Source organism: Kitasatospora sp. NPDC094016 (assembly GCF_040304045.1).
In the GTDB taxonomy this organism is placed as follows: domain Bacteria; phylum Actinomycetota; class Actinomycetes; order Streptomycetales; family Streptomycetaceae; genus Kitasatospora.
Genome location: NZ_JBEOUK010000017.1, coordinates 17,588 through 31,963, shown reverse-complemented (window position 1 = coordinate 31,963; position 14,376 = coordinate 17,588). Strand labels below are relative to the sequence as shown.

Genomic DNA, 14,376 nt, shown 5'->3' with positions numbered 1-14,376 from the left:
GACGGCCCCGCGCACCTCCGTGGACAGCAGGCGCGGGGCCGCCCACGCGCTCCGGTCCCGCGCTCACCCCCACGGGCGCGGGGCCGCCCGCGCCCCCGACCCGCTGAAGACCCTGCTGGCGCGCTGCCGTCCCGCTACCGGCCCCGCACCGAGAGCACGTCCATCCGCGACGGCGTCCCAGCCGCCTTGCCGCAGCTCTCCGGACGCGCCGGCTCGCTCACCGCCTCGATCACGTCCACCTCCCAGGCCCGGCCGTCCTCGTGCAGCACCGAGACCAGCCAACGGCCCGCGCCGTCCGGCCGCTGGGTCAGCGTCAGCGCGCCCACCCCGGTCTCCCCGGTCGCCAGCCGCACCGCGTGCTCGGCCGCCTGACCCGGGCGCTCCCAGCCCGAACAGCCCCGCGACCAGGCCGGCACCATGTGCCCGGCCGCCGTCGCCGCCAGCACCTCCTTGGCCGCCTCCGCCGTCAGCCGCCCGTACGCGTAGCCGTACGGCAGCACCAGCATCGTGGGGGAGAAGCGGTGCCCGCCCAGGTGCGTCACCTCCCACACCTCGCTGTGCCCGGCCGCCGCCAGCTCCGCCGCCAACGGGCGGCCCAGCAGCGCGCAGCAGCGGTCCCGCCGCCCGTTGGTGCACACCAGCGCCAACGGGCCGCCGACGTGCTCCACCCCGAAACCGCCGTGGTCGCCGACGCCCAGCGCCGCGAAGTCCAGCTCCAGCAGCTCCGCCGGATCGGCCACCTCCGCCCGGCGCACCCAGCCGCGACCCGGCACCGTGTGCGCCACGACCACCTCGTGCCGCGCCGTCGGCAGGCAGTCCGCGTGCCGCCCCGGCCGCCGGATCAGCGCCACCCGCACCCCGGTGCCCGCCGCGGCCGCGTCCAGCGCCCGCCCCGTCGCCCGGTCCAGATGGCTCTCCCCGAGAGCCTTCGCGCCCCACGGCCCGTTCTGCTCCACCAGCAGCCAGGTGGTCGCCACCGCGGCGGTGGCGGTCAGCGGCTCCGACAGTTCACGCGACAGCGTCGTACAGGTGCTCACCCGGGCAAGGCTACCCTCGGCACCCGCCGCGCCCCGGAACGACGAAGGAGGGGCGCCGGACGGCTCCGGCACCCCTCCTCCACTGCGTCCGCGCCCTACGCCGGGCCGGCCACCACCGCGATCGGCGCCGTCACCGGCGTGCCCGAACCGTCACGGCGCGGGTCGCGCTCCGGCAGGTCCACCGGTGCGCCCTTGTCGGACGCCGCCCGGGCCGGGGCCACGCCCGCCCAGGCGAACGTCAGACCGTCCTCGCCGCGCAGGAAGCGCTGGCAGCGCACGCCGCCCGTCGCCCGGCCCTTGCGCGGGTACTGCTCGAACGGCGTCACCTTCCACGACGTCTGCTCCTCGCCGGTCAGCGTCCCCGACGCCCCCGCCACCGAGACCACCACGGCGTCCGCCGCCGGATCCACCGCCGTGAACGACAGCACCCGCGCCCCGTCGGAGAGCTTGATCCCCGCCATGCCGCCCGCCGGACGGCCCTGCGGGCGCACCTGCCCCGCCGGGTAGCGCAGCAACTGCGCGTCCGAAGCGATGAAGACCAAGTCCTCCTCGCCGGTGCGCAGTTCGACCGCGCCCACCAGCTCGTCACCCTCCTTGAGGGCGATCACCTCGAACTCGTCCTTGTTCGCCGGCCATTCCGGCACCACCCGCTTCACCACGCCCTGCGCCGTGCCCAGCGCCAGCCCCGGAGAGGACTCGTCCAGCGTGGTCAGCGCCAGCGCCCGCTCCCCGGCCTCCAACCGCAGGAACTCGCCCACCGCCGCCCCGCCGGCCAGCGTCGGCGACGGCGTCGGCGGCAGCGCCGGCAGATCGATCACCGGCAGCCGCAGCACCCGGCCCGCCGACGTCACCACACCCACGTCCGCCCGCGCCGTCGCCGGCACCGCCGACACGATCACATCGTGCTTCGACCGCTTCTCCGACAGCTCGAACGGCTCCCCGTCCGCCGTCCGCGCCAGCAGGCCCGTCGACGACAGCAGCACCCGGCACGGGTCGTCCGCCACCTCCAGCGGCACCGACAGCGCCGCCGACGGCGCCGCTCCCGCCTCCAGCAGCACCGTGCGCCGCTCCGTCCCGAACTGCTTCGCCACCGCGGCGAGTTCGGACGACACCACACTGCGCAGCCGGGAGTCCGAGTCCAGGATCTCGGTCAGCTCCGCGATCTCCGCGTTCAGCTTCGCCTTCTCCTGCTCCAGCTCCACCCGGTCGAACCGGGTCAGCCGCCGCAGCGGAGTGTCCAGGATGTACGCCGTCTGCGTCTCCGACAGCGAGAAGCGCTCCATCAGGCGCTCCTTCGCCTGCCCCGCGTTGTCACTCGACCGGATGATCGCGATGACCTCGTCGATGTCGAGCAGCGCGACCAGCAGACCATCGACCAGGTGCAGCCGCTCCTCCCGCTTGCGCCGGCGGAAGTCACTGCGCCGCCGCACCACGGTGAACCGGTGGTCGACGTAGACCTCCAGCAGCTCCTTCAGCCCCAGCGTCAGCGGCTGGCCGTCCACCAGCGCCACGTTGTTGATGCCGAAGGTCTCCTCCATCGGCGTCAGCTTGTACAGCTGCTCCAGCAGCGCCTCCGGCACGAAGCCGTTCTTCACCTCGATCACCAGCCGCAGCCCGTGCTCGCGGTCGGTCAGGTCCTTGACGTCCGCGATGCCCTGCAGCTTCTTCGCGTTGACCAGGTCCTTGATCTTCGAAATGACCTTCTCCGGGCCGACGTTGTACGGCAGCTCGGTCACCACGATGCCCTTGCGGCGCGCCGTCACCGCCTCCACCGTCGTCGTCGCCCGGATCTTGAACGTGCCGCGGCCCGACTCGTACGCGTCCCGGATCCCCGACAGGCCCACGATCCGCCCGCCCGTCGGCAGGTCCGGACCGGGCACGAACCGCATCAGCGTGTCCAGGTCCGCGGTCGGGTGCTTGATCAGGTGCCGGGCCGCCGCCACCACCTCGGACAGGTTGTGCGGCGGCATGTTCGTCGCCATGCCGACCGCGATGCCCGTCGCGCCGTTCACCAGCAGGTTCGGGAACGCCGCCGGCAGCGCCAACGGCTCCTGCTCGCTGCCGTCGTAGTTCGGACCGAAGTCGACGGTGTCCTCGTGGATCGACTCCACCATCGCCATCGACGCCGCCGTCAGCCGCGACTCCGTGTAGCGCATCGCCGCCGGCGGGTCGTCGTTGCCCAGCGAACCGAAGTTCCCGTGCCCGTCGATCAGCGGCAGCCGCATCGAGAACGGCTGCGCCATCCGGACGACCGAGTCGTAGATCGACGCGTCGCCGTGCGGGTGCAGCCGGCCCATCACCTCGCCCACCACACGGGCGCACTTCACGTGCGCGCGGTCCGGCCGCAGGCCCATCTCGTTGGCCTGGTACAGGATCCGGCGGTGCACCGGCTTCAGACCGTCCCGCGCGTCCGGAAGCGCACGCGAGTAGATCACCGAGTAGGCGTACTCCAGGAAGGAGCCCTGCATCTCGTCCACGACGTCGACATCGAGGATCCGCTCCTCGAAGTCTCCGGGCGGCGGGGTCTGCGAACTGCGGCGGGCCATCGCGGCGGGGCTCCCTTACGTCTCGCTTGCTGTGTCTCGGTCAGTCTCTGACGTCCATCCGCCGACCCCCGTCAACAGGGCTCGGCGCCCCCATTGTGGACCCTCGCGCCGACACTCCCGGCCAGCGCCCCTCTTCCGCCCCTGGCGAACGCCCTGTCTGCGCGGGACACGAACACGCCCCCCGCGCGTTGCACCACAATGGGGGACGCCACACGAACCCCGACATCGACGACGGGAAGGACCCGAGCGCATGGCCAACCCGGCCCCCGCATCCGCCTCCACCGGAGGACATGGCGCTGCCATCGCCATCACCGAGCACCGCCTGGCCAACGGCCTGCGCGTCGTCCTCTCCGAGGACCACCTCACCCCGGTCGCCGCGGTCTGCCTCTGGTACGACGTGGGCTCCCGCCACGAGGTCAAGGGCCGCACCGGCCTCGCCCACCTCTTCGAGCACCTCATGTTCCAGGGCTCCGCCAACGTCTCCAACAACGGGCACTTCGAGCTCGTCCAGGGCGCCGGCGGCTCGCTCAACGGCACCACCAGCTTCGAGCGCACCAACTACTTCGAGACCATGCCCGCCCACCAGCTGGAGCTCGCCCTCTGGCTGGAGGCCGACCGCATGGGCTCGCTGCTCGCCGCCCTCGACGAGACGTCCATGGAGAACCAGCGCGACGTCGTCAAGAACGAGCGCCGCCAGCGCTACGACAACGTCCCCTACGGCACCGCCTTCGAGAAGCTCACCGCGCTCTCGTTCCCCGACGGCCACCCGTACCACCACACCCCGATCGGCTCCATGGCCGACCTCGATGCCGCCACCCTCGACGACGCCCGCGCGTTCTTCCGCACCTACTACGCGCCCAACAACGCCGTCCTCACCGTCGTCGGCGACATCGACCCCGAGCAGACCATCGCCTGGGTCGAGAAGTACTTCGGCAGCATCCCCGCCCACGACGGCAAGCAGCCGCCGCGCTCCGGCGAACTCCCCGACACCATCGGCAGCGAACTGCGCGAGCACGTCCACGAGGACGTCCCCTCCCGCGCCCTGATGGCCGCCTACCGCCTCCCGCACGACGGCACCCGCGACGCCGACGCCGCCGACCTCGCCCTCACCATCCTCGGCAGCGGCGAGTCCAGCCGCCTCTACAACCGGCTCGTCCGCCGCGACCGCACCGCCGTCGCCGCCGGCTTCGGCCTGCTCCGCCTCGCCGGCGCCCCCAGTCTCGGCTGGCTCGACGTCAAGACCTCCGGCGACGCCACCATCGAGCAGATCGACGCCGCCGTCGACGACGAACTCGCCCGCTTCGCCGCCGAAGGCCCCACCCCCGAGGAACTCGAACGGGCCCAGGCCCAGATCGAGCGCGAATGGCTCGACCGGCTCACCACCGTCGCCGGCCGCGCCGACGAACTCTGCCGCTACGCCGTCCTGTTCGGTGACCCCAAGCTCCTCAACGACGCCCTCCCCAAGGTCCTCGACATCACCGCCGAGGAGGTCCAGGCCGTCGCCAAGGCCCGGCTCCACCCCGACAACCGGGCCGTCCTCGTCTACGAGCCCACCACGGCCGACGACACCGACGCCCCCGCCGCCACCGATGAGGAGGGTGCCGCCGCATGAGCACCGACTACGTCCCCGCCATGACGTTCCACCCCCAGCCCGAGCCCGGCACCCCCGGCCCCTGGGCCTTCCCCGCCCCCGAGCGCGCCGCTCTCGGCAACGGCATCACCGTCCTGCACTGCCACCGGCCCGGCCAGCAGCTCGTCGCCGTCGAGGTCCTCCTCGACGCCCCGCTCGCGGCCGAACCCGACGGCCTCGACGGCATCGCCGCCATCCTCGCCCGTGCGCTCAGCGAAGGCACCGACACCCTCACCGCCGAGGAGTACGCCGCCGAACTCGAACGCGCCGGCGCCACCCTCGACGCCCACGCCGACCACCCCTGCATCCGCGTCTCCCTGGAGGTCCCCGCCTCCCGCCTGCAGCGCGGCCTCTCCCTGCTCGCCGACGCCCTGCGCGCCCCCGCCCTCCCCGAGGACGAGATCGAGCGCCTCGTCGCCAACCGCCTCGACGAGATCGTCCACGAGCAGGCCAACCCCGCCCGGCGCGCCGCCAAGGCCCTCTACGCCGAGCTCTTCGACGGCGCCGACCGCCTCTCCCGGCCCCGCAGCGGCACCGCCGACACGGTCAAGGCCATCGACCGGGCCGCCGTCAAGGCCTTCTACGACGCCCACGTGCGCCCCGCCACCGCCACCGTCGTCGTGGTCGGCGACCTCACCGGCACCGACCTGCCCGCCCTCCTGGAGAGCACCCTCGGCACCTGGACCGGCAACACCGCCGAAGCCTCCGCCCACGCCCCGGTCACCGCCGACGACCGCGGCCGCGTCGTCATCGTCGACCGCCCCGGCTCCGTCCAGACCCAACTCCTCATCGGCCGCATCGGCCCCGACCGCCACGACCCCGTCTGGGCCGCCCAGATCCTCGGCACCTACTGCCTCGGCGGCACTCTCACCTCCCGCCTCGACCGCGTCCTGCGCGAGGAGAAGGGCTACACCTACGGCGTCCGCTCCTTCGCCCAGCCGCTGCGCTCCGCCGCCGACGGCAGCGGTCGCTCGCTGCTCGCCATCAGCGGCTCGGTGGACACCGCCTCCACCGCCCCGGCGCTCGCCGACACCTGGACCATCCTGCGCACCCTCGCCGCCGAGGGCCTCACCGACGCCGAGCGCGACGAGGCCGTGCAGTTCCTGGTCGGCGTCGCCCCGCTGAAGTACGAGACCGCGGGCTCGGTCGCCGGCACCCTGGCCGACCAGGTCGAGCAGTACCTCGCGGACGACTACCAGGCCGAGGTCTACCGGCAGCTCGCCGAACTGCCCACCGCCGCCGCCACCGAGGCCGTCGTCGCCGCCTTCCCGCCGGACCGCCTGGTCACCGTGCTGGTCGGCGACGCCGCCGTCATCGCCGACGACGTGCGGGCCCTCGGCATCGGCGAGGTCACCGTCGTCAGCTGACCCGGCGTTTCCCGTGCGGCCCGGTGGAGCACCCGCTCCGCCGGGCCGTCGCGTTGTTAAATCCGTTGCGGGCCAGCGGCGTTCCGTGGATAGATATCCCCGGCACACACGGACGAACGACGACGAACGAAGGGAGGCGGTCACCATGCGGGTCGAGCGAGCCATACGCCGACGCTCCCCGAGGCCGTCCTCCCCCTGTGCCCAGGGCGCCTGAGCCCCACCCCCGAACTTCCCCGAGCCGCACCGGGCTTCTGCGCGCGGCACCCCCTTGCCCGAACCACCCGACCGCTGGAGGTCGTTCAACCATGACGTACACCGAGGTGCCCGGAATCCGGGTCCCGATCCGGATGTGGACCGACCCGGCCACCGTCGAGGGCCAGGCCCTGCAGCAGCTGCGCAACATCAGCTCCCTGCCCTGGCTGCACGGCCTCGCCGTGATGCCCGACGTCCACCTGGGCAAGGGCGCGACCGTCGGCTCCGTCATCGCCATGAAGGGCGCCGTCTGCCCGGCGGCGGTCGGTGTCGACATCGGCTGCGGAATGAGCGCGGTGAAGACCTCCCTCACCGCCGAGGACCTCCCCGACGACCTGTCCCGCCTCCGTTCCAAGATCGAGCAGGCCATCCCGGTCGGCCGCGGCCTCCACACCGACCCCGTCGACCCGACCAAGCTGCACGGCCTCCGGACGGCGGGCTGGGACGACTTCTGGCACCGCTTCGACGGCGTGGCCGGGGAGGTCAAGTGGCGCCGCGAGCGGGCGATGCAGCAGATGGGGACGCTCGGGGGAGGGAATCACCACATTGAACTATGTGTCGATGATAAGAAAAGTGTTTGGCTGACGCTGCATTCCGGTTCTCGTGGAATCGGCAAGGAACTGGCCGAGTACCACATGGGTGTGGCCCGGTCGCTGCCGCACAACCAGGGGCTGATCGACCGTGACCTCGCGGTGTTCATCTCGGAGACCCCGCAGATGGCGGCCTACCGGCAGGACCTGTTCTGGGCGCAGGAATATGCGCTGCACAACCGCTCGATCATGATGGCGCTCCTCAAGGACGTCGTACGCCGCGAGCTCCCGAAGACGAAGGTGACCTTCGAGGACGAGATCAGCTGCCACCACAACTACGTGGCGGAGGAGCGGTACGACGGCCAGGACCTGCTGGTGACCCGCAAGGGCGCGATTCGCGCCCGGACCGGCGACTACGGCATCATCCCGGGCTCCATGGCGACCGGTTCGTACATCGTGCGCGGGCTGGGCAACGAGGCGTCGTTCAACTCGGCCTCGCACGGTGCCGGCCGCAAGATGAGCCGCAGCGCGGCGAAGAAGCGGTTCTCCACGCAGGACCTGGTGGAGCAGACCAAGGGCGTGGAGTGCCGCAAGGACAGTGGTGTTGTGGACGAGATCCCGGGTGCGTACAAGTCGATCGAGAAGGTCATGGCGCAGCAGACCGATCTCGTCGAGCCGATCGCCCACCTCATGCAGGTCGTCTGCGTGAAGGGTTGATCGAACGAGGCGGCCCCCGGCGAAGCCGGGGGCCGCCGTCACCGCTGCGGAAAGACTCTCGGACGTTTGGGGCCGACAAGTCGCCAGTGACGGATCTTGCAGCTCTTGAGCGTTCGTCCCAGGTGCGCGGAGGCCGTCTCCATGCTTGGTGCGGTGAGGATCACCTCGTCCTCCTCCGGGGTCCAGCTGCGCCGAGGGGGTGCGAATCCCATGGTCGGTGGACGAACCCACCCGCTGACCCGATCGGCACCGGCCTGCTTGCGGGGCAGCGCCAGGCAGCCCGGGTAGTAGAGGTCGGTAGCCAGGGCCACGGCGGCCTCGTTGAGGAAGAGGATGTTGTAGATGTTGTCGCGTTTGTTGCGGTTGAGCTTGCGCCGGGCCCCGCAGAGGCGTTCTGCATAGAGGGCAGTGAAGACGGCCGCCGCGTCGCTCTTGGTGGCCAGGCTGATGAAGGGCAGATCCCTGGACGTGAGGCCGACCGAGCCGTCGGCGTCGATGAGGCCGCGCAGGTAGTCGCGCTCGGAGAACGGCACGCTCGGCGGCGCGACGATCTCGGACTTCCGCCCCACCGGCAGGCCGAGGCCCTGCAACTCCTCGCGGAACTCCCGGGCGCAGACGGTCCACATCACCGACGTGTGGTCCGCCTTGAAGTTCGTGCTGCGCGTCCGATAGCGGATGCTGCTGTTGTGCGGGCAGAGCCGCTGGAACTCCTCCAGGATGGGCGCGTCGCGCGCGGAGAGTTCCACGGAGAGCCGGCCGCGGTTGCGGGACTGCTCGGTGAGGTGTCCGTCCGCCTGGAGGAAGGCGAACATGTAGGCGTGCTCGGGTCGTTCGAGGTCGAAGAACGTCATGCGGCGAGCATTTGTGCGATCGATCGCCGAAGGAGCGCGATCGCTCACCAGTTCGCTCGATGGTGTGGATGCGATCGATTCCGCGTACAGAAGCGCCCGGCAGTGTTAGGACTGCCGGGCGCTTCCGTCGGTCGAGTCGGCTCAGGCCGCGGCCGGGAGCTCGTCGAGGCCTTCCTGGACGAGCTTGGCGAGGCGGTCGAGGGCGTCGTCGGCGTTGTCGGCGTCGGAGGCGAGGACGACCTCGTCGCCGCCCTGGGCGCCGAGGGCGAGCAGGCCGAGCATGGAGGCGGCGTTGACGGGGTTGCCGCCGGGCTTGGCGATGGTGATCGGCACGCCGGTGGCCGTGACGGCCCGGACGAAGACGGAGGCGGGACGGGCGTGCAGGCCCTCGGCCCAACCGATGGTGACGCGGCGCTCAGCCATGAGACGTGCCTTTCCGGTGAAGCTGGTTACGGCCGTGCTCGGGTAAGCGGCCATGTTGTCTAGACCAGTGTTGCATGCAGGCGGTCCCTGCGAGCCGCTGCGTTCGGGACTTGTGATTGTTTCTTTTCGGGGCATAAGGCCCAGCCGGTGGCCCTGCCCACCCTGCTGCCAGTGTGCACCCGGCGCCATTCGGCTCACTGCCGGATAACCTGACGAATGTGGACGACTCCGCAGTGGCGCAGCCCGAGCAGGACCCCGGTGACCGGCGGGAATCCGGACCTGATTACCCCCAGCACTGGGAGGCCGACATCCTGCTGCGGGACGGCGGCACGGCCCGCATCCGGCCGATCACGCCGGAGGACGCGGAGCGTCTGGTGGAGTTCTACGCACAGGTGTCGGACCAGTCCAAGTACTTCCGTTTCTTCGCCCCCTACCCTCGGTTGTCGGAGAAGGACGTCCGCCGTTTCACCCACCACGACTTCGTGGACCGGGTGGCGCTGGCGGTGGTGGTCCGGGACCGTTTCATCGCGACCGTCCGCTACGACCGGATCGACGCACAGGGTCGTCCGTCCGAGGCCGGGACGGACGCCGAGGTGGCGTTCCTGGTGCAGGACGCCCATCAGGGCCGCGGGGTGGCGTCGGCGCTGCTGGAGCACATCGCGGCGGTGGCGCAGGAGCGCGGGATCCGCCGGTTCCAGGCGGAGGTGCTGCCGGAGAACCGGAAGATGGTGAAGGTCTTCACCGATGCCGGGTACACGCAGCGCCGCAGCTTCACCGACGGTGTGGTGCACCTGGAGTTCGATCTTGAGCAGACGGACCGTTCGCTGGCGGTGATGCGGGCGCGCGAGCACCGGGCGGAGGCGAAGTCGGTGCAGCGGCTGCTGACCCCGCGGTCGGTGGCGGTGATCGGGGTGTCGCGCAATCCGCAGACGGTGGGCCGGGCGATCCTGCGGGACCTGCTGGGCAGTGCCGACGACACGCGCCCGGTGTACGCGGTGAACCGCAACGCCCCGCCGGGCACCGAGCTGGACGGCGTGCCGGTGCACCGTTCGGTTCTGGACATTCCCGGGCCGGTGGATCTCGCGGTGATCGCCGTTCCGGAGGGGGCCGTCCCGGCGGCGGTCGCCGAGTGCGGCGCGCACGGGGTGCAGGGCCTGGTGGTGGTGACCGCCGGGTACGCGGAGACCGGTCCGGAGGGCCGGGACCGCCAGCGCGCGCTGGTGCGCCAAGCGCGGGCGGCGGGGATGCGGGTGATCGGCCCGAACGCCTTCGGCCTGATCAACACCGATCCGGACCGCCCGTTGAACGCCTCGCTGGCTCCGCAGCTGCCGGGCCGGGGCGGGTTCGGGATCTTCTGCCAGTCCGGCGCGATCGGGGTGGCCCTGCTGGAGTCGGCGCACCGCCGGGGCCTGGGGGTGTCCTCCTTCGCCTCGGTGGGCAACCGGTCGGACGTCTCCGGGAACGACTTCCTGCAGTACTGGGCGGAGGACGAGGCCACCGAGGTGGTGCTGCTCTACCTGGAGTCCTTCGGCAACCCGCGCAAGTTCACCCGGATCGCGCGACGGCTGGCCGCGGTGAAGCCGGTCGTGGTGGTGAAGGGCGCCCGGCACACCGGCAGCCTGCCGCCGGGCCACGCGGTGCCGGCGACCGCGACGGGGCTGCGCGACGCGACGGTGGGTGCGCTGTTCGAGCAGGCGGGCGTGATCAGGGTGGAGACGATCACCGAGCTGTACGACACGGGGGAACTGCTGGCCCTGCAGCCGCTGCCGCCCGGGGACCGGGTCGCGGTGGTCGGGAACTCGGACTCGCTGGGCCTGCTGACCTACGACGCCTGCCTGAGCGCGGGCCTGCGGCCGCGCACCCCGGTGGACCTGACCACGGCCGCGACGGGCGAGAACTTCCGGATCGCGCTGGACGTGGCGCTGGCCGATCCGGCGGTGGACGCGGTGATCGCGGTGGCGATCCCGCCGATCGGCACGTCCGCGCACGCCTTCATGGGTGGTCGGCTGACCGGCCCGGACGATCCGGAGATGGGTTCGGACGATCCGGAGATCGCCGACGCACTGCTCGAAGCCAGCCGAAGGGCAAGGGAGTTGGGCAAGCCTCTGGTGCTCGCCCATCTGGCGTTGACCGACCTGCCGGTCCGGCTGCGCCCGGGGGGCGTGCCGGCGTTCGCGGCGCCGGAGCGGGCGGTGCGGGCGCTGGCGCACGCGGTGCACTACGCGCAGTGGCGGCGCCGGACGGCCGTCGCGGAGGAGACGGCCCGGGTGCCCGAGCTGGACCGGATCGACGAGCCGGGCGCCCGCGCGCTGGTCGAGGCGGCGTTGAGCACCCGGACGGCGGTCGCCGCGCGGACGCAGCCGGGCGGCGCCCGGATCACCCTGCCGGACGCCGGGGCCCGGGAGCTGCTGGCCCGCTACGGCATCGACGTCTTCCCGGCGCTGCCGGCCCCGGACGAGGAGGCGGCCGTGCGGGCCGCGGCGACGCTCGGCTACCCGGTGGCGTTGAAGGCCACCGCCCCGCATCTGCGCCACCGCCCGGACCTGGGCAGCGTGCGGCTGGACCTGACCGGCGAGCCCGGGCTGCGCCGGGCGCACCGCGAGCTGGACGCGCTGCTGGGCGGTGCGGCGCAGGCGGAGCTGGTGGTGCAGCGGATGGCGCCGCGCGGGGTGGACACCGTGATCGGGGCCACGGTGGATCCGGCGGTCGGCGCGATCCTGTCGTTCGGCCTGGCGGGGGCGCCCGCCGAGCTGCTGGGCGATGTGGCGCACCGGTTGGTCCCGGCGACCGACCAGGAGGTGGCCGGGCTGGTCCGGGAGGTGCGGGCGGCGCCCCTGCTGTTCGGTTGGCGGGGCGCGGAGGCGGTGGACACCGACGCGCTGGAGGAGTTGCTGCTGCGGGTGTCGCAGTTGGTGGACGACGTGCCGGAGATCGCCTCGGTGGATCTCGAACCGGTGGTCGTCGCCCCGTACGGGCTGGCGATCCTGGGGGCGCGGGTGCGGATCGCGCCGCTGCCCGTCCGTAGCGATCTGGGCCCGCGCGCGATGAGCACCCTGTAACCTTCCTTGGTTGCGCCTGCCTGTGGGCGCTGTTGTCCGAAGCTCGGCGCCGTGCCGCCCGCTTCGTCGGCGGACCATGCCAGGATGGAGTTATGGCGAAGACCGGTACCACCAGCACTCAGGACCTGCGCTCGGCGATCGAGCGCAGCGGTTACTACCCGGCCCTGGTGTCCGAGGCGGTCGAGGCCGCGGTGGGCCCGGAGCCGATCAGCTCCTACCTGGTGCACCAGGAGACGACCTTCGACGCCAACGAGGTGCGTCGGCACGTGACGGTGCTGGTGCTGACCCCGACGCGGTTCGTGGTGAGCCACACCGACGAGCAGTCGGGGGACGCGGGCAGCCCGGCGGTGCCGTTCGCGACGACGTCGACGGAGAGTGTCCGGCTGGACCGGATCGGTTCGGTCGTGCTGAGCCGGATGGTCGCGAACCCGGAGACGTACACGCCGGGGACGCTGCCGCGCGAGGTGGTGCTGACGATCGGCTGGGGTGCGGTGCAGCGGCTGGACCTGGAGCCGGCGGGCTGTTCGGATCCGAACTGCGAGGCTGACCACGGCTACACCGGTTCGGCGACGGCTGACGACCTTTCACTGCGGGTGAGCGAGGCCGGTGACGGCCCGGAGACGGTGGCCCAGGCGCTGGTGTTCGCCCGCGCGCTCTCCGACGCGACGATCAGCAACGGCCCGCGGGTCTGAGCGCCGCCGCCTTCGACTGCTACGAATCCGGTTTCATGTCCTTCGCACCCTCCGGCGGCTTCGACGCCTTCGAGATCCTCGACCCGGCCGCGGCTCCCGCGCCCCCGTACGGCAGCGGTTCGCTCTGCGACCTGTTGCCCTCGGTGGCGGCGGGCCTGGGCGTTCCGGGCTTCACCGCGACCCTGCCGATCGCCCCGGCGGACCGGGTGGTGGTGTTCCTGGTGGACGGCCTGGGCTGGGAGCTGCTGCTGCGGCACCCGGAGTACGCGCCGTTCCTGTCCTCGCTGGCCGGGAGCTCGATGGGTGGTTCGGGCCGCCCGCTGACCGCTGGTTTCCCGTCGACCACGGCGACTTCGCTGGCCTCGGTCGGCACCGGTACGCCGCCGGGGCTGCACGGCCTGGCCGGGTACACGGTCGCGGTGCCGGGCGCCGGTTATCTGATGAACCAGTTGCGTTGGCAGCCGCACACCGATCCGCACGTGTGGCAGCCGTACCCGACGGTCTTCGAGCGGACGGACGCCGCCGGGGTGGCGACCGCGCAGGTGTCCTCCCCGCTGTTCTCGCAGACGCCGCTGACCAGGGTGGCGCTGTCCGGCGGCACCTTCCTGGGCCGGACGACGGGCGAGGAGCGGATGGACCTGGCGGCCTCCTGGCTGGCCGAGCACGACCGGGCGCTGGTCTACACGTACGTCAGCGAGCTGGACGGCGCGGGCCACCGCTTCGGGGTGGACTCGGACGAGTGGCGGATGACCCTGGACGCGGTGGACCGGCTGGCCCGCCGGCTGGCCGAGCGGCTGCCGCCGCGTTCGGCGATGTACGTGACCGCCGACCACGGCATGATCGACATCGCGCCGGAGGACCGGATCGACTTCGACGAGGACTGGGAGCTGGGCGCCGGCGTGGCCCTGCTGGGCGGCGAGGGCAGGGCCCGGCACGTGTACGCGGTGCCCGGTGCGGCGGCCGACGTGTTCACGGTCTGGAGCGAGGTGCTGGGCGACCGGATGTGGGTGGCCACCCGGGACCAGGCGATCGCGGCGGGCTGGTTCGGTCCGGCCGTGGACGAGCGGGTGTACGGGCGGATCGGCGACGTGGTGGCCGCGGCGCGGGACGACATCGCGATCACCGCCTCCCGCAACGAGCCGGGCGAGTCCGCGATGATCGGTCTGCACGGTTCGATGACCCCGGTCGAGCAGTTCGTGCCGCTGCTCGAAGTTCGCGGCTGAGCCCGGTCCTTGACTCTTCTGTGCCCGAACTCCCCTGATGTGAAAGGCC

Annotated in this window: 10 protein-coding genes; 6 read left to right on the top strand and 4 right to left on the bottom strand. The window is 72.3% G+C overall.

The annotated features are described in order from the left end of the window. Nucleotides 1-134: 134 nt before the first annotated feature. Nucleotides 135-1,037, bottom strand: coding sequence for a ferredoxin family protein (locus ABT015_RS18115; protein ID WP_350880084.1), 903 nt, complete (start codon nt 1,035-1,037; stop codon nt 135-137). Between the two features lie 95 nt (nt 1,038-1,132). Then, nucleotides 1,133-3,583: a DNA gyrase/topoisomerase IV subunit A gene (locus ABT015_RS18110; RefSeq protein WP_350880082.1), complete on the bottom strand. Its 2,451-nt coding sequence runs from the start codon at nt 3,581-3,583 to the stop codon at nt 1,133-1,135. Nucleotides 3,584-3,833: 250 nt separating this feature from the next. On the opposite strand from ABT015_RS18110, the gene ABT015_RS18105 reads away from it, so the two are divergent. From ABT015_RS18105 to ABT015_RS18095, 3 genes are all read left to right on the top strand, one after another. Further along, nucleotides 3,834-5,195, top strand: a complete 1,362-nt coding sequence (locus ABT015_RS18105; protein WP_350880080.1) for a M16 family metallopeptidase — start codon at nt 3,834-3,836, stop codon at nt 5,193-5,195. Nucleotides 5,196-5,215: 20 nt separating this feature from the next. Continuing rightward, complete coding sequence (locus tag ABT015_RS18100; RefSeq protein WP_350880226.1) at nt 5,216-6,580, top strand: M16 family metallopeptidase; 1,365 nt, start codon at nt 5,216-5,218, stop codon at nt 6,578-6,580. 305 nt (nt 6,581-6,885) lie between these two features. Further along, nucleotides 6,886-8,079 (top strand): RtcB family protein, encoded by a 1,194-nt coding sequence (locus tag ABT015_RS18095; RefSeq protein WP_350880078.1) that lies wholly within the window; start codon nt 6,886-6,888, stop codon nt 8,077-8,079. 38 nt (nt 8,080-8,117) lie between these two features. On the opposite strand, the gene ABT015_RS18090 is transcribed toward ABT015_RS18095, so the two are convergent. Together ABT015_RS18090 and ABT015_RS18085 are read right to left on the bottom strand one after the other, a co-directional pair. Then, nucleotides 8,118-8,930: an LAGLIDADG family homing endonuclease gene (locus tag ABT015_RS18090; RefSeq protein WP_350880076.1), complete on the bottom strand. Its 813-nt coding sequence runs from the start codon at nt 8,928-8,930 to the stop codon at nt 8,118-8,120. Between the two features lie 141 nt (nt 8,931-9,071). Next, a complete protein-coding gene (locus ABT015_RS18085; RefSeq protein WP_350880074.1) occupies nt 9,072-9,353 on the bottom strand; it encodes an HPr family phosphocarrier protein in 282 nt (93 codons plus the stop codon). A gap of 218 nt (nt 9,354-9,571) precedes the next feature. On the opposite strand from ABT015_RS18085, the gene ABT015_RS18080 reads away from it, so the two are divergent. The 3 genes from ABT015_RS18080 (at nt 9,572) to ABT015_RS18070 (ending at nt 14,327) form a co-directional block, all read left to right on the top strand. Then, complete coding sequence (locus ABT015_RS18080) at nt 9,572-12,412, top strand: bifunctional acetate--CoA ligase family protein/GNAT family N-acetyltransferase (protein WP_402453281.1); 2,841 nt, start codon at nt 9,572-9,574, stop codon at nt 12,410-12,412. Between the two features lie 92 nt (nt 12,413-12,504). Beyond that, nucleotides 12,505-13,104: a DUF5998 family protein gene (locus ABT015_RS18075; protein WP_063349374.1), complete on the top strand. Its 600-nt coding sequence runs from the start codon at nt 12,505-12,507 to the stop codon at nt 13,102-13,104. Between the two features lie 35 nt (nt 13,105-13,139). Next, nucleotides 13,140-14,327, top strand: coding sequence for an alkaline phosphatase family protein (locus ABT015_RS18070; RefSeq protein ID WP_350880071.1), 1,188 nt, complete (start codon nt 13,140-13,142; stop codon nt 14,325-14,327). Nucleotides 14,328-14,376 lie beyond the last annotated feature (49 nt).